General features: G+C 74.1%; 18 protein-coding genes. 9 read left to right on the top strand and 9 right to left on the bottom strand.

Features of this window, described 5'->3' with window-relative positions; all coding sequences use genetic code 11:
• Positions 1-243 precede the first annotated feature (243 nt).
• Positions 244-1,833, bottom strand: a complete 1,590-nt coding sequence (locus tag ACFWU6_RS08425) for a helix-turn-helix domain-containing protein (protein ID WP_383979418.1) — start codon at positions 1,831-1,833, stop codon at positions 244-246.
• Positions 1,834-2,039: 206 nt separating this feature from the next.
• Between ACFWU6_RS08425 and ACFWU6_RS08420 the strand changes: the two genes are divergently transcribed.
• Positions 2,040-2,657 (top strand): hypothetical protein, encoded by a 618-nt coding sequence (locus tag ACFWU6_RS08420; protein WP_383800545.1) that lies wholly within the window; start codon positions 2,040-2,042, stop codon positions 2,655-2,657.
• 50 nt (positions 2,658-2,707) lie between these two features.
• On the top strand, positions 2,708-2,989 hold the full coding sequence (locus tag ACFWU6_RS08415; protein ID WP_383979415.1) for a DUF6343 family protein: 282 nt from the start codon (positions 2,708-2,710) through the stop codon (positions 2,987-2,989).
• Positions 2,990-2,992: 3 nt separating this feature from the next.
• Here the strand turns inward: ACFWU6_RS08415 and ACFWU6_RS08410 are convergent, their stop codons facing one another.
• The 4 genes from ACFWU6_RS08410 to rpsA all read right to left on the bottom strand — a co-directional run bounded on the left by ACFWU6_RS08410 (position 2,993) and on the right by rpsA (position 6,878).
• Positions 2,993-3,412 (bottom strand): tetratricopeptide repeat protein, encoded by a 420-nt coding sequence (locus ACFWU6_RS08410; protein WP_383800539.1) that lies wholly within the window; start codon positions 3,410-3,412, stop codon positions 2,993-2,995.
• Positions 3,413-3,478: 66 nt separating this feature from the next.
• Complete coding sequence (coaE, locus tag ACFWU6_RS08405) at positions 3,479-4,096, bottom strand: dephospho-CoA kinase (RefSeq protein ID WP_383800536.1); 618 nt, start codon at positions 4,094-4,096, stop codon at positions 3,479-3,481.
• A 131-nt stretch (positions 4,097-4,227) separates the two neighbouring features.
• Entirely contained in the window at positions 4,228-5,166 is a 939-nt protein-coding gene (locus tag ACFWU6_RS08400; protein ID WP_383800533.1) for a PAC2 family protein, read from the bottom strand.
• Positions 5,167-5,369: 203 nt separating this feature from the next.
• Positions 5,370-6,878: a 30S ribosomal protein S1 gene (gene rpsA / locus ACFWU6_RS08395; RefSeq protein ID WP_383800530.1), complete on the bottom strand. Its 1,509-nt coding sequence runs from the start codon at positions 6,876-6,878 to the stop codon at positions 5,370-5,372.
• A 410-nt stretch (positions 6,879-7,288) separates the two neighbouring features.
• On the opposite strand from rpsA, the gene ACFWU6_RS08390 reads away from it, so the two are divergent.
• Positions 7,289-8,137: a class I SAM-dependent methyltransferase gene (locus tag ACFWU6_RS08390; RefSeq protein WP_383979411.1), complete on the top strand. Its 849-nt coding sequence runs from the start codon at positions 7,289-7,291 to the stop codon at positions 8,135-8,137.
• 150 nt (positions 8,138-8,287) lie between these two features.
• Complete coding sequence (locus ACFWU6_RS08385; protein WP_383979461.1) at positions 8,288-11,134, top strand: ATP-dependent helicase C-terminal domain-containing protein; 2,847 nt, start codon at positions 8,288-8,290, stop codon at positions 11,132-11,134.
• Here the strand turns inward: ACFWU6_RS08385 and ACFWU6_RS08380 are convergent.
• The 3 genes from ACFWU6_RS08380 to ACFWU6_RS08370 form a co-directional block, all read right to left on the bottom strand.
• Entirely contained in the window at positions 11,124-12,161 is a 1,038-nt protein-coding gene (locus ACFWU6_RS08380) for a DUF3068 domain-containing protein (protein ID WP_383979409.1), read from the bottom strand. The two genes, ACFWU6_RS08385 and ACFWU6_RS08380, sit on opposite strands and share 11 nt — an antisense overlap.
• Before the next feature lie 14 nt (positions 12,162-12,175).
• Complete coding sequence (locus ACFWU6_RS08375) at positions 12,176-12,316, bottom strand: SPW_0924 family protein (protein ID WP_383800521.1); 141 nt, start codon at positions 12,314-12,316, stop codon at positions 12,176-12,178.
• Between the two features lie 77 nt (positions 12,317-12,393).
• Positions 12,394-13,677, bottom strand: coding sequence for a lytic transglycosylase domain-containing protein (locus ACFWU6_RS08370; protein WP_383979406.1), 1,284 nt, complete (start codon positions 13,675-13,677; stop codon positions 12,394-12,396).
• Between the two features lie 303 nt (positions 13,678-13,980).
• Here ACFWU6_RS08370 and ACFWU6_RS08365 point away from each other — a divergent pair, with 303 nt between their 5' ends.
• On the top strand, positions 13,981-14,880 hold the full coding sequence (locus ACFWU6_RS08365) for a DUF4184 family protein (protein ID WP_383800515.1): 900 nt from the start codon (positions 13,981-13,983) through the stop codon (positions 14,878-14,880).
• A gap of 30 nt (positions 14,881-14,910) precedes the next feature.
• Here the strand turns inward: ACFWU6_RS08365 and polA are convergent, their stop codons facing one another.
• Positions 14,911-17,631 carry a DNA polymerase I gene (gene polA / locus ACFWU6_RS08360; protein WP_383979403.1) on the bottom strand — a complete coding sequence of 907 codons (2,721 nt, stop codon included), beginning with the start codon at positions 17,629-17,631 and terminating at the stop codon, positions 14,911-14,913.
• Positions 17,632-17,735: 104 nt separating this feature from the next.
• Between polA and ACFWU6_RS08355 the strand changes: the two genes are divergently transcribed.
• From ACFWU6_RS08355 to ACFWU6_RS08340, 4 genes are read left to right on the top strand one after another with little or no spacing between them, the layout of a single operon-like run.
• Positions 17,736-20,021 carry an FdhF/YdeP family oxidoreductase gene (locus ACFWU6_RS08355; RefSeq protein WP_383979400.1) on the top strand — a complete coding sequence of 762 codons (2,286 nt, stop codon included), beginning with the start codon at positions 17,736-17,738 and terminating at the stop codon, positions 20,019-20,021.
• Positions 20,022-20,075: 54 nt separating this feature from the next.
• On the top strand, positions 20,076-20,552 hold the full coding sequence (locus ACFWU6_RS08350) for a PaaI family thioesterase (protein ID WP_383979397.1): 477 nt from the start codon (positions 20,076-20,078) through the stop codon (positions 20,550-20,552).
• A gap of 39 nt (positions 20,553-20,591) precedes the next feature.
• Positions 20,592-21,032, top strand: coding sequence for a hypothetical protein (locus ACFWU6_RS08345; protein ID WP_383800503.1), 441 nt, complete (start codon positions 20,592-20,594; stop codon positions 21,030-21,032).
• A 31-nt stretch (positions 21,033-21,063) separates the two neighbouring features.
• Positions 21,064-21,681 carry a Tat pathway signal sequence domain protein gene (locus ACFWU6_RS08340; protein ID WP_383979394.1) on the top strand — a complete coding sequence of 206 codons (618 nt, stop codon included), beginning with the start codon at positions 21,064-21,066 and terminating at the stop codon, positions 21,679-21,681.
• Positions 21,682-21,830 lie beyond the last annotated feature (149 nt).

The raw sequence follows: 21,830 nt of genomic DNA, 5'->3' as shown, positions 1-21,830 counted from the left end.
GGGCGTGGGCGGTTGGGGTGCGGGCGGCTGGGACGGCGACTGCCGCAGCTGCGGCGGCGGCTGCTGCCGTGGCCACGGCTCCCGCGGCTGCGGCTGCGGCCGGTACGGCTGCGACTGCTGCGGCGGTGTCACGGCGTCCCCTCCCTCCCCTGGCCCCGATGCGTATCTCCTCTGCCGCCGAGTCTAGGCGCGCCCACTGACAACGGCTCTGACCTGGTGCGACTGCGGGACAGGGCGGCGGGTTCAGCGCACCCAGCGGCCCTGCTCCGACGCGTAGCCGTACTCCGGACGCCCCGTCGCGGCACTCGTCCTGAGCGGGCGGCCGTTGTCGTCGATCCGCAGGGTGCCCGAGCCGTGCGGGCCGGTCCAGCGCAGGTCGAGGGTCCAGTCGCAGTCGCAGCCGGTGGTGCTCGCCTCCACCCGCAGGACAACGGGGTCGGCCGCCGAGACCCGCATCGGGAAGGCGGGGGCCCGGATGACGCCCTCCGAGTCGCCCCCGTCGACGGGCCGGGCCACGGGGCGCGGGGCGTCCAGGTTGACGGCGTGGACGGCCGGGGTGAGCGCTCCGCCGCAGCCCGGCGACATCTGGTAGACGTTCCACGGCGGCGGAGTGCGGCGCGCCGCCACCCGGACGTCGAGGCCGTCCAGGACCACCGCGCCCTCGCCCGCACCGTGCACGGTGACCTCCAGGATCTGACGGCCGGCGTGCACGGCCCGCTGCGCCGAGGCCCAGGCGGGCGCGTCCGCCTCCACCGGCGGCGGGGGCACCGCACCGGGCGCCCGCTCCGACAGGTACGCCTGGTCGCATCCGGCCGCCCACACGTGCGACCGCACGGCCGCCCGGACCGGCACGGCATCGGGCCGGCCCGATGCCGCGGGCGCGGATGCGGATGCGGATGCCGGGGGGCCCGGCGGCCGCCCCGGGGCCGAGGCGGGTCCGGACGCCGCCGGGGAGGGCGTTCCCGGGGCGGAGGCCGAGGGAGACCCGCCGGAGGGCGCCGGCGCCGGGGAGGCGGCGGCGGACGGGCCCGCCGCCGTTCCGGTCGGGGGCGTACGCCGTTCCGGCCCGGCCGCGGCCAGGAACGCCACGGCCACCACGCCGACCGTCATTGAGGCGGCCGCGACCGCCGCTGCCCTGCGCTGGTACCAGGGGAGCCGGGCTCCGGGGTCCGCGGGCACGCGGCCCGCCCCCACGACCGCGGCCACCTCCCCGACTTCGCCCCCGCCGTCGGCCCCGCCAGTGGCCCCGCCCTCGGCCCTGCCCCCGGCCGTCCCGGCCCCGGCAGTGGTCCTCCGCCCGGGGGCGGCGGTGTCCGCGGCCCCGCCCCCGGCCTCGACCCCTGCCGTCCCGGCCCCGGCAGTGGTCCCGCCCCCGGTGGTGGTCCCGGCCTCGGAACCCGACGGCCCGGCCCCGGCGGCGGCCGCCGCCGGGCCTTCGGCGGCCGCCGCTCCGGCAGCTCCGGAACCCCTGCCCGCGCCCGCACCGGCACCGGCGCCCGCGGCCGTCGGACCGGAGATCCGCGCCGCCGACCGGCGCCGCGCGTCCGCCAGCAGCCATGCCCGGTGCAGGTCCACCGCCTGCGTCTGCGAGGCCCCGCAGGCCCGCGCGAAGCGGTCCACCACCGCGAACTCGGCCGGTACCGCCTCCCCCTTGCAGTAGCGGTGCAGGGTCGAGGTGCTGGTGTGGAGCTTGCGCGCCAGCACCCCGTAACTCAGCCCCGCGCTCTCCTTCAGCTCCCGCATCAGCCGTGCGAACCGCTCCGCTTCGGCCGTCCCCGCACCCGGCGCCCCTGCACCCGGCGTCCCGGCACCCGTTCCCGTGTCCGTACCCACTGCTCCCCCGTCCCGGCACGCCGTTCCATGCCGCGGGTGTTCCCCCAGGTGACGGCACGTCCGGCCGTTCCAGTGTCCCGAATACGGGGCGATCCGTCGTCCGACACCCCGCCCCGGGGCAGGGTTGTCCTCGTACCGCAGCCCGTATCGCACCTCGCACCGCAGCCCGTACCGCAACGCACCGATTCACACGGGGAGAAACCTTCATGTTCCGACGCCCAGGCACCACCGCCGCCCTCGCGACCGGCCTCGCCGCGGCAGCCGCCGCACTCGTCCTCACCGCCTCCACCACCGCCGCCGCGGCCACCGCCCCCGGGTTCCTCACCGGTACCGACCTGCCGGCGCACCCCAGCTCCCCCTGGTACTCCGGCAAGGTCACCAAGGGCCTGCCCGAGACCGCGCCGTTCTGCCTGGAGGGCGTGCTCCCGGCGGCCGGCAGCTGGCACCGCTCCTTCGGCACGGACGTCGACGCCGGCGCCGTGCAGGTGTCCGTACGGGCCGCGTCGGACACGGCGGCCGCCAAGCTCGCCGGGGCGCTGGAGCGCAAGGTCGCGGCCTGCGCCGCGGACTGGCTGCGCACCACGCCGGGCGGCACCGCCTCCTGGCAGGACTACGGGAAGCTCCCCGCCGAGGAAGGCGCCCACGTCTACGGCGTGCACACCTCCGTCCCGGACTCGGAGCCCGGTGTGGGCCTCTACGGGATCGGCCGGGACGGCTCCACCGTGACCGTCGTCAGGTGGGGGCAGATGGGGCACCTGACCGACGCCCCGGTCGCGGCCTTCAAGAAGACCACCACCAAGGCCGTGAACAAGCTCAACCCCTGATCCCCCGCTGCCACCGCCCCGGTGGGACCATGGAAACCGAGGCGATGGCCATGCGTACGGGAAACGAGCCGGTGACCGCCCGCAGTCCGCTGCGGGCGCGGTTCTGGCTGAGCCTGTGGGGGCTGATCTGGGCCGCCGCCGGGACGGTCGCGTTCTCGCTGGGCGGCCGTCCCGGCTGGGCGGCGGCCTGCGGGGCGCTCGCGCTGCTGGCCGCCGTGGACCTCGTCGTGGTGCTCCGCCACATCCGCCAGGGGCCGCACTACCAGCCCGGCCGCGACGTCCCCCCGTACGAGCCGCCCCGGGAGCAGGGGCCGCCCCGCGGCGGCCCGTGAGGCTCAGCTCTCGAAGCGGGCCGCGGCCAGGTACTCGGGCTGCGGATCGAGGGCGGCGGCGAGCCGGAAGTGCTTGCGTGCCTGCTCCGGGCGGCCCGAGCGCTCGTGCGTACGGGCCAGCGCGAAGTGGGCGAAGGCGTTGTCCGGTTCCCGTTCCAGTACGAGCTCGAACTCCAGCTCCGCCGGGCGTAGTTGGGCCGACGCGAAGAAGGCACGGGCGCGCAGCAGGCGGGCCGCGGTGTTCTCCGGGTGGGCGGCTATGACCGAGTCGAGCAGTTTGACCGCACCGCGCGGGTCGCGAGCGGCGAGCAGCTGCTCGGCGGCCCGGTAGTCGATGACGTGGGTCTCCGGGCTCGCCGCACCGGGCGACGAGGAGGACGAAGAGGACGACGACGAAGACGACGGCGGCGTGGTGTCGGACATGACCTGTTCCTTCCCTCTACCGGCGCGTTCAACGCCCCTCCCCACGCCCCCTCTTCCATGAGCACGTCAGCCCTGGGTGGTCGACCGCTCCGCCGCCCGCACCGTGAGCTCCTTCCACAGCGTGCGCACCTGCGGCTCCAGCGCCTCCAGCGGGCCGTCGTTGTCGATGACGAGCGTCGCCACCGCGAGCCGCTGCTCCCGGGTGGCCTGCGCGGCCATCCGGGCCGCCGCCTCCGCCTCGGCCATCCCGCGTCGCGCGACGAGCCGCGCCAGCTGCGTCTGCGGGGCCGCGTCGACCACGACCACCAGGTCGTAGAGGGCCGCCAGGCCGTTCTCCGCGAGCAGCGGCACGTCGTGCACCACGATCGCCCCGGGTCCCGCGGCGGCCTCCAGCTCGGCGGACCGGGCCCCGACCAGCGGGTGCACGATCGCGTTGAGGGTCCGGAGCTTCTCCGGGTCGGCGAAGACGACCGAGCCGAGCTTCGGCCGGTCCAGGGTCCCCTCCGCGGTCAGCACGGCCCGGCCGAACGCCGCCACCACGGCGTCGAGGCCGGGTGTGCCGGGCTCCACGACCTCCCGTGCGATCCGGTCGGCGTCCACGATGACAGCGCCGTAGCCCGCCAGCAGCCGCGAGACCTCGCTCTTGCCGGCGCCGATTCCGCCCGTCAGTCCTACTTTCAGCATGCCCGCAGCCTAGGCCCTGCCCGGGCCCGCGCCACAGCCCCTGCCGCCGCCCCGGGCACCCGGGGCCAGGCGGCGCACCCGGGACCCGCGGCGCAGCTGGGACCCGGCGGCGCATCCGGAGCGCGAGGAAGTCAGTTCTCGCCCTCGCGCTCCGCCAGGAACTTCTCGAACTCGCGGCCGATCTCGTCCGCCGACGGGATCTCCGCCGGCTCGGCGATCATGTTGCCCCGGGTCTCGGCTCCGGCGGCGGCGTCGTACTGGTGCTCCAGCCCCTGCACCAGCGCGACCAGCTCCTCGTCGCCCTCCCGGATCTGCCGGTCGATCTCCGTCTGCGTACGGTGCGCCTCGGTCCGCAGCGCGTGCGCCACGGCCGGAAGCACCAGTCCGGTGGCAGCCGTGATCGCCTCCAGCACCGTCAGTGCGGCGTCCGGGTACGGCGAGCGGGCGACGTAGTGCGGTACGTGCGCGGCGACCCCCAGCACGTCGTGCCCGGCCTGGCCCAGCCGGAACTCCACCAGTGACTCGGCACTGCCGGGCACCTGGGCCTCGTCGAAGGGGCTGCGGTGCCCCGGCATGAGGTCGGTGCGGTTGCCGTGCGGGGTGATGCCCACGGGACGGGTGTGCGGAACGCCCATGGGGATGCCGTGGAAGTTGACCGAGAGCCGGACGCCGAGGCGCTCGACGATCTGCCGGACCGCGATGCTGAAGCGCTCCCACTCCACGTCCGGCTCCGGGCCGGCGAGCAGCAGGAACGGCGCTCCCGTCGCGTCCTGGACCAGGTGGACCTCCAGCCGGGGCTCCTCGAACTCCGTCCAGTGGTCGCGCTGGAAGGTCAGCAGCGGGCGGCGGGCCCGGTAGTCCACCAGCCGGTCCGCGTCGAAACGGGCCACGACCTGGTGGGGCAGGCCGTCGAGAATCCGCTCGACGATCTGCTCCCCGGCCTCACCCGCGTCGATGTACCCCTCGAAGTGGTAGAGCATGACCAGCCCGGCCGAGTCCTGGGCAAGCGCCAGGTCGGCCACCGCCAGGCCCTTGGCGTCCCATTCGTACAAACCCTGTGGATCAAGCACCGCCACCACTCCTCCTCGCCGTGTTCCCTGGCAAGAACGTTCAAGGGGTCGCCGCCATTCCCCAGTTGGGCGCTTTCACGAGATCGCGACGGTTGACGCGGCCGGTGCCGGAAAAGCGGTGAGGCCCGCCCCCCTGAGGGGACGGGCCTTACCGTTCAGCTCTGCTCAGCTCTGCTCACACCGGAGTGCGAAGCGCACTGCGATCAGCTCTGGCCGCCGGCCAGCTTCTCGCGGAGCGCGGCCAGGGCCTCGTCCGACGCCAGGGCGCCGGAGGTCTCGTCCGACTCCGAGGAGTACGAACCACCCGAGATGCCCGCGCTGGCGTTGCCACTGGCGGCCGGGGCGGCAGCGCCCTCGGCAGCAGCGGCCTCGTCGGCCTCGCGGCTCTTGATGACCTGGGCCTGGTGCTGCTCGAAGCGCTGCTGCGCCTCGGCGTACTGGGTCTCCCAGGTCTCGCGCTGCTTGTCGAAGCCCTCGAGCCAGTCGTTGGTCTCGGGGTCGAAGCCCTCGGGGTAGATGTAGTTGCCCTGGTCGTCGTACGACGCGGCCATGCCGTACAGGGTCGGGTCGAACTCGACCGACGCGGCGTCGGCACCGAAGGACTCGTTGGCCTGCTTCAGCGACAGCGAGATCCGGCGACGCTCGAGGTCGATGTCGATGACCTTGACGAAGATCTCGTCGTTGACCTGGACGACCTGCTCCGGGATCTCCACGTGGCGCTCGGCCAGCTCGGAGATGTGGACCAGACCCTCGATGCCCTCGTCCACGCGGACGAACGCACCGAACGGAACCAGCTTGGTGACCTTACCCGGGACGACCTGGCCGATCTGGTGGGTCCGGGCGAACTGCTGCCACGGGTCCTCCTGCGTCGCCTTCAGCGACAGGGAGACGCGCTCGCGGTCCATGTCGACGTCGAGGACCTCGACGGTGACTTCCTGGCCGACCTCGACAACCTCGGACGGGTGGTCGATGTGCTTCCAGGACAGCTCGGAGACGTGCACGAGACCGTCGACGCCGCCCAGGTCCACGAAGGCACCGAAGTTGACGATCGAGGAGACGACGCCGGAGCGGACCTGACCCTTCTGCAGGGTGGTGAGGAACGTCTGGCGAACCTCGGACTGGGTCTGCTCGAGCCAGGCGCGGCGGGACAGAACCACGTTGTTGCGGTTCTTGTCGAGCTCGATGATCTTCGCCTCGAGCTCCTTGCCCACGTAGGGCTGGAGGTCGCGGACGCGACGCATCTCGACGAGAGAGGCCGGCAGGAAGCCGCGGAGGCCGATGTCGAGGATGAGACCACCCTTGACGACCTCGATGACGGTACCGGTGACGATGCCGTCTTCTTCCTTGATCTTCTCGATGGTGCCCCAGGCACGCTCGTACTGAGCGCGCTTCTTCGAGAGGATCAGGCGGCCTTCCTTGTCCTCCTTCTGGAGAACCAGGGCCTCGATCTCGTCGCCGACCTTGACGACCTCGTTCGGGTCGACGTCGTGCTTGATCGACAGCTCGCGGCTCGGGATGACGCCTTCGGTCTTGTAACCGATGTCGAGGAGAACCTCGTCCCGGTCAACCTTGACGATGACGCCGTCGACGATGTCGCCATCGTTGAAGTACTTGATCGTCGCGTCGATCGCCGCGAGGAACGCGTCCGCGTCGCCGATGTCGTTGACCGCAACCTGCGGAGTGGTGGCGGTGGTCTCGGTGCTGCTCGTCATGTGGGAAAGGGCTCCGGTTACGGACAGAAAGTCGTAGGTACTGCTACGCCGGGAGCCCTTATCGGCATCCACCGAAGACCGGACAGCCAAGGAGGCCCCCGATCCGCGGAAGAGCGGCGGGGCCTCGAAAACCGAGGGGACATCAACAGATGCAAGCGCAGCCTGCTAGGTCTGAGGAGCACAGGCTCGCAGCGCAACTTGTAGCATACGGGGGCAGCCGGACAGGGTCAATGCGCGAAGGCGCACACCCCGGGCGGATCGCCTCATATCCGGCACGATTCGTAGGCGGAGGCCTGCCGCCGGGGCGCACCCGCCGCGTCCCCGGGCAGTCGCAGGACGCCTGCACCGCACGTGTGGGACCACACGTGCACGACACCCGCAGACATGCGCAGACTACGACGACGGGCCCCATGAACCAAGAGGACTACGCCACCCAAAACGCCCGCGGTGCCGCTCCGGACCCCGGGGACGACGCCGAGGCCACACGGCGTGACGCCGGGGAAGCGGAGAGCAGCCGCGCCAGCCGCGGCTGGTGGGACCGCAACGCCGACGAGTACCAGAGCGAGCACGGCGCGTTCCTCGGCGACGACCGCTTCGTCTGGGGCCCCGAGGGCCTCGACGAGGCCGAGGCGGCCCTGCTGGGCCCCGCCGCCTCCCTGCGGGGCAAGGACGTCCTGGAGATCGGCGCCGGCGCCGCGCAGTGCTCGCGCTGGCTGGCCGCCCAGGGCGCCCGCCCGGTCGCCCTCGACCTCTCGCACCGCCAGCTCCAGCACGCCCTGCGCATCGGCGACGACGTCCCCCTCGTCGAGGCCGACGCCGGCCGGCTCCCCTTCCGCGACGCCTCCTTCGACCTGGCCTGCTCCGCCTACGGCGCGGTCCCCTTCGTCGCCGACCCGGTGAACGTGATGCGCGAGGTGCGTCGCGTGCTGCGCCCCGGCGGCCGCTGGGTCTTCTCCGTCACCCACCCGCTGCGCTGGGCCTTCCCCGACGAGCCCGGACCCGAGGGGCTGTCCGTCTCGGCCTCGTACTTCGACCGGACCCCGTACGTCGAGCAGGACGAGGAGGGCCGCGCCGTCTACGTGGAGCACCACCGCACGGTCGGCGACCGGGTCCGCGACGTGGTGGCGGGCGGCTTCCGCCTGGTCGACCTGGTCGAGCCGGAGTGGCCCGCCTGGAACAGCCAGGAGTGGGGGGGCTGGTCCCCGCTGCGCGGGAACCTGATCCCCGGCACCGCGATCTTCGTCTGCGAACGGGACTGAGCCCGGGTGACCGACGCGACCGATCCGCCCCACACGCCCGGCACGCCCGGCCCCGCCTCCCCCGCCGGCCCCGCTGGGGCCGCCGGCGCCACCGGCGCTACCGGCGCTACCGGCGCCACCGGCCCCGTCCGTACCGCCGACCTCGACGCCCTGCCCGTACGGGAGGCGGTCCCCGCGCTCGTCTCCGCACTCGACGCCCACGGCACCGCCGTGCTCTGCGCCCCGCCGGGCACCGGCAAGACCACGCTGGTGCCGCTGGTCCTCGCGGGCCTGGTGGGCGGCGGACCGCGCCGCCGGGTCCTGGTCGCCGAGCCCCGGCGCATCGCCGCGCGGGCGGCGGCGCGGCGGATGGCCTGGCTGCTGGGCGAGCGCACCGGCGCCTCGGTGGGCTTCACCGTGCGCGGGGAGCGGGTCGTGGGTCCGTCGACCGTCGTGGAAGTGGTCACCACGGGCGTCCTGCTCCAGCGGCTCCAGCGGGACCAGGAGCTGCCCGGGGTGGACGTGGTGGTCCTGGACGAGTGCCACGAGCGGCACCTCGACGCCGACACGGTCGCCGCCTTCCTGCTGGACGTACGGGAGAACCTGCGGCCGGAGCTGCGCCTCGTGGCGGCCTCGGCGACGACCGACGCCGCGGGCTGGGCCCGGGTGCTGGGCGGCGCCCCGGTGGTGGAGGCCGCCGGGGTCGCGTACCCGGTGGAGACGGTCTGGGCCCCGCCGGCCCGGCCGGTGCGCCCGCCGCACGGGATGCGGGTGGACCCGGCGCAGCTCTCGCACGTGGCCTCGGTGGTGCGGCGGGCGCTGGCGGAACGCTCCGGTGACGTCCTGTGCTTCCTGCCCGGCGTCGGGGAGATCGCCCGGGTCGCCGGGCAGCTCGCCGGGGTGGACGCGCAGGTGCTCCAGGTGCACGGCCGGGCCCCGGCGGCCGTGCAGGACGCGGCGCTGACGGCTTCGGAGCACCGCCGGGTGATCCTGGCGACGGCGGTCGCGGAGTCGAGCCTGACCGTGCCGGGGGTACGGGTGGTCGTGGACTCCGGGCTGGCCCGCGAGCCCCGGGTCGACCACGCGCGGGGGCTGGGCGCGCTGGCGACCGTACGGGCGTCCCGCGCGGCCGGGCGCCAGCGGGCGGGACGCGCGGGACGCGAGGCGCCGGGCGCGGTGTACCGCTGCTGGACCGAGGCGGAGGACTCCCGCCTCCCCTCCTTCCCCGCGCCCGAGATCCGCGTCGCCGACCTGGCGCAGTTCGCCCTGCAGGCCGCCTGCTGGGGCGACCCGGACGCGTCCGGGCTGGCGCTGCTGGACCCGCCTCCGGCGGGGGCGATGGCCGCGGCGCGCGAGGTGCTGCTCGCGGTGGGAGCGGTGGACGCGGCCGGGCGGCCGACGCCGCGGGGCCTGCGGATGTCCCGGCTGGGGCTCCACCCGCGGCTCGCCCGGGCCCTGCTGGACGGCTCGGCGGCCCTCGGAGTCCGCCGGGCGGCCGAGGTGGTGGCCCTGCTCAGCGAGGAGCCGCCGCGGGAGTACGGGGACGACCTGGCGGGAGCCTGGCGCGCGGCGCGGCGGGGCGGCGACGCCTACGCGTCCCGCTGGCGGGCGGAGGCCGGACGCCTGCGGCGCGCCGGGTCCCCTGCGGAGAGCACCACCGGAACCCCCGCGGGCAGCACCGACACCCCTGCGGGGGGCACCGAAACTCCCGCGGGGCGACCCGGGGCCCCTGCGGGGAGCGCCGGTACCCGCGTGGGGAGGGCCGGAACCTCCGCGAGCAGCGCCGGGGCCCCCGCGGGGCGATTCGGGGCCCCTGCCGAGCACAGCGGAAACCCCGCGAACAGCGCCGGAACCGCCGGGAGGGCCGGAACCTCCGCGAGCAGCGCCGGGGCCCCCGCGGGGCGGCTCGGAAACCAGGCGGGGCGACCCGGGGTCCCTGCGGAACACCCCGCGGACACCGCCGATGCCCCTGCGGGGAGCGCCGGGGGCTCTGCGGCGTGGGGCGGGAGCCCTGGTGGGGGTGTCGGGGGGAGGGAGTGGGGCGATGACGCCGCCGCCGGGCTCGTCGCGGCGTTGGCGTTTCCCGAGCGCGCCGCCAGGGCGAAGGGGGAGGGGGCGTTCCTGATGGCCTCCGGGACCGGCGCCGAACTCGGCGAGGGGTCGCGGCTGCGCAGCGCGGCCTGGCTCGCGGTGGCGGTCGCCGACCGGGCTCCGCACTCGGCCTCCGCACGCGTCCGGCTGGCCGCGGTCATCGACGAGTCCACCGCCCGGCTCGCCGCGGGCCACCTCCGTTCGGACACCGAGGAGGTCCGCTGGGAGGGCGGGGAGCTGATCGCGCGCGCCGCCGAGCGGCTCGGGGCGATCGAGCTGGCCGTCCGCCCGCTGCGCGACCCCGACCGCGCGCTCGTACGGGCCGCCCTGCTCGACGGGCTGCGGGCCGAGGGCCTCGGACTGCTGCGCTGGTCCCCGGACGCGCAGGCGCTCCGGGCCCGGCTGGGCTTCCTGCACCGCACGCTCGGCGGAGCGTGGCCCGACGTGGCGGACGACGCGGCGCTGTTGGACCGTGCCGACGACTGGCTGGAGCCGGAGCTGTCCCGGGCCCGGCGCCGTGCGGACCTCGGCCGGATCGACGGCGGGCAGGCGCTGAACCGGCTGCTGCCCTGGGCCACCGGGGAGGCCGCCCGGCTGGACGAGCTGGCCCCGGAGCGGATCGAGGTGCCCAGCGGCTCCCGCGTCAGGGTGGACTACTCCGGGGAGCAGCCGGTGCTCGCCGTGAAGCTCCAGGAGCTGTTCGGGCTGGCCGAGACGCCCCGGGTGGCGGGGGTGCCCGTACTGGTCCACCTGCTGTCCCCCGCCGGGCGGCCCGCGGCGGTCACCGCCGACCTGGCGTCGTTCTGGCGGGGCGGCTACCGCGCCGTCCGCGCCGAGCTGCGCGGCCGCTATCCCAAGCACCCGTGGCCGGAGGACCCGGCGACCGCCGAGCCCACCCGGCACACCAACTCCCGGCTCAGGCGCTGAACGCGCCCGCCCCGTCCGCCGGGCCAGCCGCGCCCGCCCGGTCCGACCCGTCCCCCCGGTCCGACCCGTCCGCCGGCCGGCGCCTCCCCCGCGCCTCCAGCCACAGGGCCAGGGCGAGGAGCGCGGACCCGCCGACGGCCAGGCCGGCCGGGGCGTAGGTGTGGAGCGCGAGGACCTTCGCACGGTTCGACTTCACCAGGTCGACGGTGTGGTCGCTGTAGTCCTCGCGCATCTTCACGTGCCCGGCGAACGCGGTGAGCCTGCCCTCCGGGGCACTCGCCGCGAACCCGGCGCGCATCTCCTGCTGGATCTCCTGCTCGGCGTTGACGGGTGCCCCGGTCACCGGGTCGACCCAGAACATGGCCTTGGTCGTGTACCAGAGGCTGGTGCCGGTGGTCTGCTCCAGCGTCGTCGGGTCGATCCCCTCGATCGGCATCTTCTTCGGCATGGCGACCTTGGTCCACGGGACGGTCTGCTCGAAGTAGTAGACGTCCATGCCCTTGAACGTGCGGGGTCCGACGTAGTGGATCGGTGACGAGGTACGGGTCTGCGCGTCGAAGTAGAGGTAGTCGCGCGGTTCGGTGAAGAACGGCCACTTGAACTCGATGCCCTCGCGCCTGACGGCGTCGCCGTCGACCATCTCGCCGGTGGCGTGCACCGGGTCCTGGGTGTGGGCGTCGAAGATGTAGCGCTCGGGGATCTGGGAGACCATCTTCCCGTCCGGGCCGATGATGTGGGACAGCGTGTCCCAGACGACGACGTCCCGGCCCGCGCTCGCCTCGATCTCCTTCGACGCCTCCACGTTGCCCTTGAGCGTCTGGACGATCGTGACCTTGTCGACCTTCTTGGGCTTCATGCCGTCGAAGTAGTCGATGAGGGTGGCGTCCTTCGCCTCCAGGACCACCTCCTGGTACTGGTTCGGCGGGATCTTCGCGAGCCGGGGGTACGCGTACCAGCGCAGCAGCGGTGCGAGGGCCGCGCAGAAGACGGCCAGGGCCAGCAGGACAAGGCTCGCTCTGCGTCGCATCGCCGGGCCCTCCTCTACTTTCCGGGCGCGGGGGGCGCGGTGGTGAGCAGGGGCTTGGGAGAGGTCTTGCCCTCGGGCGCCCCGAGCGCCGTGACGGCGAGTACGAGGAGCACCGCGAGGGCGAGCCCGCTGGCGGCGGCGATGAACGGTCGCATGCCGGGCCTCCGGTATCTGATGGGGCGTCAGGGCGGAGGCACCGTAGCAATGCGGGGGCGAGATGAGAACCGTTCGACTACGGGGTTTCCCGGGGGGCGGCCGTCGCCGTGGAGGAGGCGGTCGGAAATGCCGTGGGACCGGACTCCGGGGAGGCGGCGCCCTTCGGCGTCGGGGTCGGGGTCGGCGACGGCGCGGGCGTGGCCTTGGGGGGCGCGGTGGGGGTGCCCTTCGGGGTCGTGGTGGGGGTCGGGGTCGGCGTGGGGGTGGGGGTCGGGGTCGGCGTGGGCTTCGGGGTGGGGGTGGGCTTCGGGGTTGGGGTGGGCGTGGGCTTCGGGGTCGGAGTCGGGACCGGGGACGGCGTGGGCGTCGGGACCGGGGGCGGCGTCGGCTTCGGGTCCGGCGTCGGCTTCGGGGGAGGCGCGGGGACGGGCGCCGGCTTCGGGTCCCGTCCCGGCTTCGGCTGTGCGGCCGCCGCCGGGCCCGTCCCGGCGCCCGTGCCGTCCGGGACCTCGTGCGTCCCCTTCAGGTAGTACGCGAACCAGGACCGCACCGTCCGCAGGTACTCCGTGGACTGGTTGTACGAGAGCACCGCCCGGTCCAGGTCGGCGTCCATGCGCAGGTCCCGGCTGCCCGCGCACAGGTACCGCCCGGCGGCGAGGGCCGCGTCGTGCACGTTGTTCGGGTTGCGGCGGCCGTCGCCGTCCGCGTCCTGGCCCCAGGCCGCCCAGGTGGAGGGGATGAACTGCATCGGGCCGACCGCCCGGTCGTAGCGGGTGTCGCCGTCGTACGCGCCGCCGTCCGTGTCGGAGATGTTCGCGAAGCCGTTGCCGTCGAGCACCGGTCCCAGGATCGGCGTCAGCGTGGTCCCGGCCGCGTCCACCCGGCCGCCCCGCGCCTGGCCCGACTCGACCTTGCCGATCGCCGCGAGCAGGTGCCAGCGCAGGCCGCACCCCGGGTCGCTCCTGCCCACCGTGCGCTCCGCGTTCCGGTAGGCGGCGAGCACGCTCGCCGGTATGCCCTGCGCTCCCTCGCCCGCGCCCGTCGCCACCGGTACGGTGCGCGGTCCCGTTCCGGCCGCCGGCTGCCCGGGCTGCTGCGCCTGCTGCGGCGGCGAGACCGGCGGTGCGGCGGAGAGCGGCTCGGGGCCGGCCGCCGGCGGCAGTTCGGTGGAGTAGGCGGAGTCCCCGCCGGGAGCCGCCTCCAGGGCCGGCCGCGCGCCGTCCTCCCCGACCGCGGCGATCCGGTCCGCGCGCCCGGCCCCCGGCCCCTGGGAGGCGGTCACCGCGGCGACCACCAGTGCGGAGACCAGGGCGGCGGCGCCGCCCCTGCGCAGCCTGCGTCCGATTATTCGAGCCGACATGAGCCGGACCCCTCCCCCTCGATGTGCGCGTGACCCTACGTCAGCTCGCTGCAGAGGGCACGCACCGTGGTGGGGACTTCACCAGATCCCCACGTCCGGGCGCAGGTCGCGCATACTGTCCGGACGCTCCGGGCGCCCCGGCCCGAGGTGGGGGACGGGGACCGGCGGGCCACCCGCCGGCCGTCACCGCAGTCCGCCGCCGTCCTCGGCGGCGGCCTCCGCCACCGACCCGCCGAACACCGCCGACACCGCTCACCCACCCCGGTGGCCGAACACCGCTCGCCGAACACCAGGAGAGGCCTCATGCCGTTCACCCTCAGCCACGCGGCGGCCGTCCTGCCGGCCGTCCGCCGGACCGGCCGGGCGCGCGGACCCCTGGTGGCGTCGGCGCTGGTCCTCGGCTCGTTCGCGCCGGACACCTTCTACTTCGCGGACGCGGTCGTCGAGGGGGTGATGCCGTACGGCGCCTTCACCCACTCGCTGCCGGGCGTGCTCACCGCGGACGCCCTGCTCACCGCCGCCCTCGTGGCGTGCTGGCTGCTGCTGCGCGAGCCGCTGATCGCGCTCCTCCCCCGCCGCCGACGGGGCAGGGCGCACGCCTTCCTGCGGGGCGAGCACTGGCGCGGGCGCCGACTGCCCGCTCTCGCGCTCTGGTTCTACCTCTCGGCGGTCGCCGGATCCCTCACCCATGTGGTGTGGGACAGCTTCACCCACCTGGACCGGTGGGGTACGAACGCACTGCCGCGGCTCGGCGAGCCGGTCGCCTTCGGCCTTCCCCTCTACTCGTACCTGCAGTACGGCAGTTCGGCGGTCGCGGCCTGCGCCCTCATCTGGTTCACGGTGACCGCCCTGCGCCGGCTGCCGGACCGGGCCGCCCCGCCGTCCGTACCGGTGCTGACCCGTGCCGAGGTCCTGGCCGCACTCGGGCTGGTCGTGGTGTGCGTGGCAGCCGGGGTCACGGCGCGCGTGCTCCGCTTCTTCACCTTCTACGACCGGATCCGCTCCCCGCTCGACATCATCCCGACCGTCTGCTTCGGCGCGGGCGGCGGCCTCGCCGTGGCCCTGGTGCTGTACGGAACCCTCGTACGGATCCGCCACCGCCACCGCCGCGGCCAGGACCGCTCCCGTACCCCGATCGACGCGGACGCGGACGCGGACGAAGAGGCGGACGCCGGTACGCGAACGCCCGCCCCCACCGTGTAGCGGGGACGGGCGCTCCGGCGGCGGCCCGCTTCAGTGCGCGGCGGACTCCCAGTCGGTGCCCACGCCCACCGACACGTCCAGCGCGGCGCGCAGGTCGACGGCGGCGCCCATCTCACGGCGCACCAGCTCCTCGACCTGCTTGCGCTCGCCCGGGGCGATCTCCAGCACGATTTCGTCGTGGACCTGGAGCAGCATCCGCGACTTCAGCCCGGCCTCGGTGATCGCCTTGTCGACGCGGAGCATGGCGACCTTGACGATGTCGGCCGCGGTGCCCTGGATCGGGGCGTTGAGCGCCATGCGCTCGGCGGCCTCGCGGCGCTGGCGGTTGTCGCTGTTGAGGTCGGGCAGGTAGCGGCGGCGGCCGAAGACCGTCGCCGTGTACCCGGTCGCGCGGGCCTCGTCGACCACGCGCTGGAGGTATGCGCGCACGCCGCCGAAACGCTCGAAGAACGTCTCCATCAGACCGCGTGCCTCGGCGGGCTCGATGTTGAGCTGCTGGGCGAGTCCGAAGGCGGAGAGTCCGTACGCGAGGCCGTACGACATGGCCTTGATCTTGCGGCGCATCTCGGCGTCGACCTGGGACCGCTCCACCCCGAACACCTGGGAGGCGACGGTGGTGTGCAGGTCCTCGCCGGTCGCGAAGGCCTCGATCAGGCCGGCGTCCTCGGAGAGGTGCGCCATGACGCGCAGCTCGATCTGGCTGTAGTCGGCGGTCATGAGGGACTCGAAGCCCTCGCCGACGACGAACCCGCGGCGGATGGCGCGCCCCTCGTCGGTGCGCACCGGCACGTTCTGCAGGTTGGGGTCGGTGGACGACAGGCGTCCGGTCGCGGCGACGGTCTGGCTGAAGCTGGTGTGCACCCGGCCGTCGGTGGCGATCGTCTTGACCAGGCCCTCGACGGTGACCCGCAGCTTGGCCTGCTCCCGGTGCCGCAGCATGATCACCGGGAGTTCGTGGTCGGTCTGCTTGGCCAGCCAGGCCAGCGCGTCCGCGTCCGTGGTGTAGCCGGTCTTGGTCTTCTTGGTCTTCGGCAGGTCGAGCTCGCCGAAGAAGACCTCCTGGAGCTGCTTGGGCGAGCCGAGGTTGAACTCGTGGCCGACGGCCGCGTGCGCCTCCTTCACCGCCTGCTGCACCGCCCCGGCGAACTGCTGCTCCATGGCTTCCAGGTGGTCGCGGTCGGCGGCGATGCCGGCCCGCTCCATCCGGGCGAGGAGCTCGGAGGTCGGCAGCTCCATGTCGTGGAGCAGCTCGGCGGCGCCGACCTCGGCGAGCTTGCCGGTGAAGGCATCGCCCAGGTCCAGGACGGCGCGGGCCTGCGCCATGAGCGCCTCGGCCTCGGCCGTGTCGTCGCTGCCGAAGGCCAGCTGGCCGTCGGCGGCGGCGGGCGCCAGCTCGCGGTGCAGGTATTCGTTGGACAGGGCGTCCAGGGCGAAGGACCGGCGGCCGGGCTTGACCAGGTAGGCGGCGAGCGCGGTGTCCATGACGACGCCGGCGAGGGTCCAGCCGTGCTCGGGGAAGACCCGCATCAGGCCCTTGGCGTTGTGCACGACCTTCGGTCCGGCCGCGTCGGCCGCCCAGGCGGCGAAGGCGCGCTCGTCGGCCTCGTCCACGGCGTGCGGTTCGAACCAGGCGGCCGCGCCGCCCGCCGCCGCCAGCGCGACCTCGGTGATCCTGCCCGTGCCCAGGGCCCAGCTGTCGACGGTGGCCACGCCCAGCGGCTGGCCCGCGTGGGCCGCCAGCCAGGGGGCGAGCTCGCCCGCGCCGAGCACGGAGGCGTCCAGTTCCACGCCGGGTGCCGGGGCGGGGGCCTCCTCCTCGGCGGTGCCCGGGTCCACGGCCAGCAGCCGCTCGCGCAGCGAGGCGTTGCGGATCTCCAGCACGTCCAGCACGCCGAGCATCGCGGAGCGGTCGTAGGGGACGCGGGCCAGGTCGGCGGGGGTCTTGGGCAGCTCCACGTCCTTGACCATCTCGGTCAGGACGCGGTTGAGCTTGACGGCCTCCAGGTGGTCCCGGAAGTTCTGCCCGGCCTTGCCCTTGACCTCGTCGGCCCGGTCCACCAGCTCCTTGAACGACCCGAACTGGGTGATCCACTTGGCCGCGGTCTTCTCGCCGACGCCCGGGATGCCGGGCAGGTTGTCGGACGGGTCGCCGCGCAGCGCCGCGAAGTCCGGGTACTGCAGGGGGGTGAGGCCGTACTTCTCCTCGACCTTCTCCGGGGTGAAGCGGGTCAGCTCGGAGACGCCCTTGGTGGGGTAGAGCACGGTGGTGTGCTCGGAGACCAGCTGGAAGGAGTCCCGGTCGCCCGTGACGATCAGCACGTCGAAGCCGGCGGCCTCGGCCTGGGTCGCCAGCGTCGCGATCACGTCGTCGGCCTCGAAGCCGTCCACCGCGAACCGCGGGACGTGCATCGCGTCGAGGAGCTCGCCGATCAGCTCGACCTGCCCCTTGAACTCGTCGGGCGTCTTGGAGCGGTTCGCCTTGTACTCGGGAAACTCCGTCGAGCGCCACGTCTTGCGGGACACGTCGAACGCCACCGCGAAGTGCGTGGGCGCCTCGTCGCGCAGCGTGTTCGCCAGCATGGACGCGAAGCCGTAGACGGCGTTGGTCGTCTGGCCGGTCGCCGTCGTGAAGTTCTCCGCGGGCAGCGCGAAGAACGCCCGGTACGCCAGGGAGTGCCCGTCCATGAGCATCAGGCGGGGGCGGTCCGCCGCGGTCGTCTGGTCCGTCTTCTTCGCTGCTGTCTCTGCCACGTCCCCGATCCTAGGCGCCCCCGCCGACAATTCCGGCGTCGGCCGTTTCCGCGGAGCGTGACAGGATCGGATGTGTACGCGCATACGGCTCGAAGGGGAGCGACATGGCCGCCAAGCCGCCCGCAGGTGATCCGGTACAGGACGCGCCGCAGGTCGCGCCCCCTCAGCACGCGGCCGCGGGGCTGCCCGCGGTCGGGCACACCCTGAGGATCGCGCAGCAGCAGATGGGGCTGGCCCGTACCGCCCGCACACTGCTCAAGGTCAACCAGAAGAACGGCTTCGACTGCCCGGGCTGCGCCTGGCCCGAGGGCGATCGGCGGCACACCGCCGAATTCTGCGAGAACGGCGCCAAGGCCGTCGCGGAGGAGGCCACCCTGCGCAGGGTCACCCCGGAGTTCTTCGCCGCGCACCCGCTGGCCGACCTGGCCGCCCGCTCCGGCTACTGGCTCGGGCAGCAGGGCCGGATCACCGAGCCGATGCTCCTGGAACGCGGGGCCCGCCCCGGGGAGGACGACCGGTACGAGGCAGTCTCCTGGGACCGGGCCTTCGCGATCATCGCCGAGGAGCTGCGGGCGCTCTCCTCGCCCGACGAGGCCGTCTTCTACACCTCGGGCCGCACCAGCAACGAGGCCGCGTTCCTCTTCCAGCTCTTCGTGCGCGAGTTCGGCACCAACAACCTGCCCGACTGCTCCAACATGTGCCACGAGTCCTCGGGCTCCGCGCTGAACGAGACGATCGGCGTCGGCAAGGGCAGCGTCTCCCTGGAGGACCTCCACCAGGCCGACCTGATCATCGTCGCCGGACAGAACCCGGGCACCAACCACCCGCGCATGCTCGCGGCCCTGGAGCAGGCCAAGTCCGCCGGCGCGAAGATCATTTCGGTGAATCCGCTGCCCGAGGCCGGCATGGAGCGGTTCAAGAACCCGCAGACCCCCCTCGGCATGCTCAGGGGCACCGCCCTCAACGACCTGTTCCTGCAGATCCGCATCGGCGGCGACCAGGCCCTCTTCCGGCTCCTCAACAAGCTGGTCGTCGAGGCGGACGGCGCCACCGACGAGGCCTTCATCCGCGAACACACCCACGGCTACGAGGAGTTCGCCGCGGCGGCCGAGGCCGCCGACTGGGACGAGACCCTCGCCGCGACCGGGCTGACCCGCCCCGAGATCGAACGCGCCCTGGAGATGGTCCTCGCCTCCGAGCGCACCATCGTCTGCTGGGCCATGGGCCTCACCCAGCACAAGCACGCCGTCGCCACCATCCGCGAAGTGGTCAACTTCCTGCTGCTGCGCGGCAACATCGGCCGGCCCGGCGCCGGCGTCTGCCCCGTCCGCGGCCACTCCAACGTCCAGGGCGACCGCACCATGGGGATCTTCGAGCGCCCCGCTCCCGCCTTCCTCGACGCCCTCGACCGCGAGTTCGGCATCACCTCGCCGCGCACCCACGGCTTCGACGTGGTCCGCTCGATCCAGGCCCTGCGCGACGGCGAGGCCAAGGTCTTCTTCGCCATGGGCGGCAACTTCGTCGGCGCCTCCCCCGACACCGAGGTCACCGAGGCCGCGATCCGTCGCGCCTCGCTGACCGTGCACGTCTCCACCAAGCTCAACCGCTCCCACGCGGTCACCGGCCGGCGCGCCCTGATCCTGCCCACCCTCGGCCGCACCGACAAGGACGTCCAGGCCTCCGGCAAGCAGTTCGTGACCGTCGAGGACTCCATGGGCATGGTCCACGCCTCCCGCGGCAACCTCGCCCCCGCGGGCCCGCACCTGCTGTCGGAGCCCGCGATCGTGGCCCGGATGGCGCGCGCCGTGCTCGGGGACGACTCGCGGACCCCCTGGGAGGAGTTCGAGCGCGACTACGCGGCCGTCCGCGACCGGATCGCGCGCGTGGTCCCCGGCTTCGAGGACTTCAACGCCCGCGCCGCCCGCCCGGGCGGCTTCCGGCTCCCGCACGCCCCCCGCGACGAGCGCCGCTTCCCCACCGCGACCGGGAAGGCGAACTTCACCGCCGCGCCCGTGGAGTACCCGCGGGTCCCGGCGGGACGGCTGCTCCTGCAGACCCTGCGCAGCCACGACCAGTACAACACCACGATCTACGGGCTCGACGACCGCTACCGGGGGATCACCGGCGGCCGCCGCGTGGTCATGGTCAACCCCGCCGACGCGGCCGAGCTCGGCCTGGCCGACGGCTCGTACACCGACCTGGTGAGCGAGTGGAGGGACGGGGTGGAGCGGCGCGCGCCCGGATTCCGCGTCGTGCACTACCCGACCGCGCGGGGCTGCGCGGCCGCCTACTACCCCGAGACCAACGTGCTGGTCCCCCTCGACTCCACGGCGGACACCAGCAATACCCCGGCGAGCAAGTCCGTCGTCGTGCGCTTCGAACCGGCCTGATAGAACGACTCCAGGACAAGATGGTTAACGATCGTTGACGAACGGAGCCGGCCCATGGGCGAGCAGCAGACCGTGAAGTTCCCGCAGGAGGTACTCGACGAGTACGCGGCCCTGGGCATCGACCTGCCCGCGCTGTTCTCGGCGGGCGATCTCGGTCGGCGCATGGACATCCGCATCCTGGAGGCCTCGGCCGAGCGCGTGGTGGCCACGATGCCCGTGGAGGGCAACACCCAGCCGTACGGGCTGCTGCACGGCGGCGCCTCGGCCGTGCTCGCCGAAACCCTCGGCTCCGTCGGCGCCATGATGCACGGCGGCATCGACAAGATCGCCGTCGGCGTCGACCTGAACTGCACCCACCACCGCGGCGCCCGGTCCGGCCTGGTCACCGGGGTCGCCACCCCCGTCCACCGGGGCCGCTCCACCGCCACCTACGAGATCGTCATCAGCGACGAACAGGACCGCCGCGTCTGCACCGCCCGGCTGACCTGCCTGCTGCGCGACGCAAACCCGCAACACCCCGGCAACGCTTGACCGTTGTCAGTGCCCGACGGCCGGTCTAGCGTGCCTCGCATGGGTACGGGACCGGCGCCGGCGAGCGCCCGGACGGCGGCCGCGGCGGCGGCCCTGGCCGCCGCGCTCGCCGCGGGCTGCTCCGGCGGCGGCGCACCGGCCGCCCCCGCCGGGTCGGCCGCCCCCGGCGCACCGACCGCCCCCCGCGCGCCCGCCCCGCGCACCACCTCCCCGCAGGAGCTGTGCGCCCGCCTGATCGGCCACTGGAGCGGCGTCCTCCTCGACGCCGGCGAGGGCCGGGACTCCGTCGGGCTCGACTACCAGGCCATGGGCCTGTCCGGTGCCCAGAACGACATCCTGCGGGCGGTCGTCTCCGCCGCCCGGGCCGAGGAACGCACCGCGGGCCGCGCCGCCGGCCGCGCGCTCGCCGCCCGGGAGGCCGAGCTGCGCTGCGCCGAGCGGCACCGCTCGGGCCCCGCGACCGACGGCCCGTGGCAGTGAGCCGCCGCCCGACTCCGGCGGGCGGCCCCCCGTGAGCGGCATCGGCCCCGTGGAGCCCGGCGAGGCCACCACGGGACTCGAACTCCCGCCCGCCCGGACCCGACCGCTCCCGGCCTGGGCGCTCCGGGCGTCACGGTACCGCCGCGCCCTGTCGGCGGCGGCCGTGGCGGCCGCCCTCGCCGCGGGCGGCGGCCACCTCTACGCCGCCCGGCCCCGGCCGCCCGTACCGCCCGAGCCTCCCGCCCCCTCGCAGGTGGTCTCCTTCGCGTACGGGCACCCGGTGGACCCCGCGGGCGCCGGGGACGCCTTCGCCTTCACCGTGCGTGTGCGCACGGCCTCGGGGCCGCCGGTGGCCGTCGAGTCGATCGGCCAGCCGTCCCGGGCGCTGACCGTCGCGTTCCGGCCGGATCCGCCGGTCGTCGTCCCGGCCGACGAGACGCGGGAGATCGTCGTCGAGATTCGGGCCATCGACTGCGTGCATGTAGCACGGAATTCAGGGCTTCCCTTTCTTGAGGTAACTCTGAGCAATCAACGCCGGAAAGAAGTGCACGGATACATCCTGGGTGACCGTTATGCGCGCGATCTCTCCACCGCTCTGACCAGGGCGTGTCCCGAAAATCGAGACGGAGCGACCCCGCAGGCGTCATGACCGAAACCCTTGAGACTCCTGCCCTGTCAGGACTCAAACGCCCGGACAGTCCTGCCGCATCTCAGCATGCGGACAAGACGAACCGACCGGAATTCCCCCGTTCCACCCCCAGAGATCCGCTATGCATTACGCTGTGGCATAACAAGAGA

Origin of the sequence: Streptomyces sp. NPDC058674, from assembly GCF_042716505.1 — a bacterium.
Taxonomy (GTDB): domain Bacteria; phylum Actinomycetota; class Actinomycetes; order Streptomycetales; family Streptomycetaceae; genus Streptomyces.
The sequence above is the reverse complement of the archived record's forward strand: the minus strand, read 5'-3'. Positions and strand labels throughout refer to the sequence as shown.

What these genes read in the sequence shown, in the direction of transcription:
- ACFWU6_RS08350 (WP_383979397.1), top strand. Translation starts at nt 20,076, where the DNA reads ATGGGCGAGCAGCAGACCGTGAAGTTCCCGCAGGAGGTACTCGACGAG.
- rpsA (WP_383800530.1), bottom strand. Translation starts at nt 6,878, where the DNA reads ATGACGAGCAGCACCGAGACCACCGCCACCACTCCGCAGGTTGCGGTC.
- ACFWU6_RS08365 (WP_383800515.1), top strand. Translation starts at nt 13,981, where the DNA reads ATGCCGTTCACCCTCAGCCACGCGGCGGCCGTCCTGCCGGCCGTCCGC.
- ACFWU6_RS08380 (WP_383979409.1), bottom strand. Translation starts at nt 12,161, where the DNA reads ATGCGACGCAGAGCGAGCCTTGTCCTGCTGGCCCTGGCCGTCTTCTGC.
- coaE (WP_383800536.1), bottom strand. Translation starts at nt 4,096, where the DNA reads ATGCTGAAAGTAGGACTGACGGGCGGAATCGGCGCCGGCAAGAGCGAG.
- ACFWU6_RS08345 (WP_383800503.1), top strand. Translation starts at nt 20,592, where the DNA reads ATGGGTACGGGACCGGCGCCGGCGAGCGCCCGGACGGCGGCCGCGGCG.
- ACFWU6_RS08375 (WP_383800521.1), bottom strand. Translation starts at nt 12,316, where the DNA reads ATGCGACCGTTCATCGCCGCCGCCAGCGGGCTCGCCCTCGCGGTGCTC.
- ACFWU6_RS08415 (WP_383979415.1), top strand. Translation starts at nt 2,708, where the DNA reads ATGCGTACGGGAAACGAGCCGGTGACCGCCCGCAGTCCGCTGCGGGCG.
- ACFWU6_RS08390 (WP_383979411.1), top strand. Translation starts at nt 7,289, where the DNA reads ATGAACCAAGAGGACTACGCCACCCAAAACGCCCGCGGTGCCGCTCCG.
- ACFWU6_RS08410 (WP_383800539.1), bottom strand. Translation starts at nt 3,412, where the DNA reads ATGTCCGACACCACGCCGCCGTCGTCTTCGTCGTCGTCCTCTTCGTCC.
- ACFWU6_RS08355 (WP_383979400.1), top strand. Translation starts at nt 17,736, where the DNA reads ATGGCCGCCAAGCCGCCCGCAGGTGATCCGGTACAGGACGCGCCGCAG.
- ACFWU6_RS08420 (WP_383800545.1), top strand. Translation starts at nt 2,040, where the DNA reads ATGTTCCGACGCCCAGGCACCACCGCCGCCCTCGCGACCGGCCTCGCC.
- ACFWU6_RS08370 (WP_383979406.1), bottom strand. Translation starts at nt 13,677, where the DNA reads ATGTCGGCTCGAATAATCGGACGCAGGCTGCGCAGGGGCGGCGCCGCC.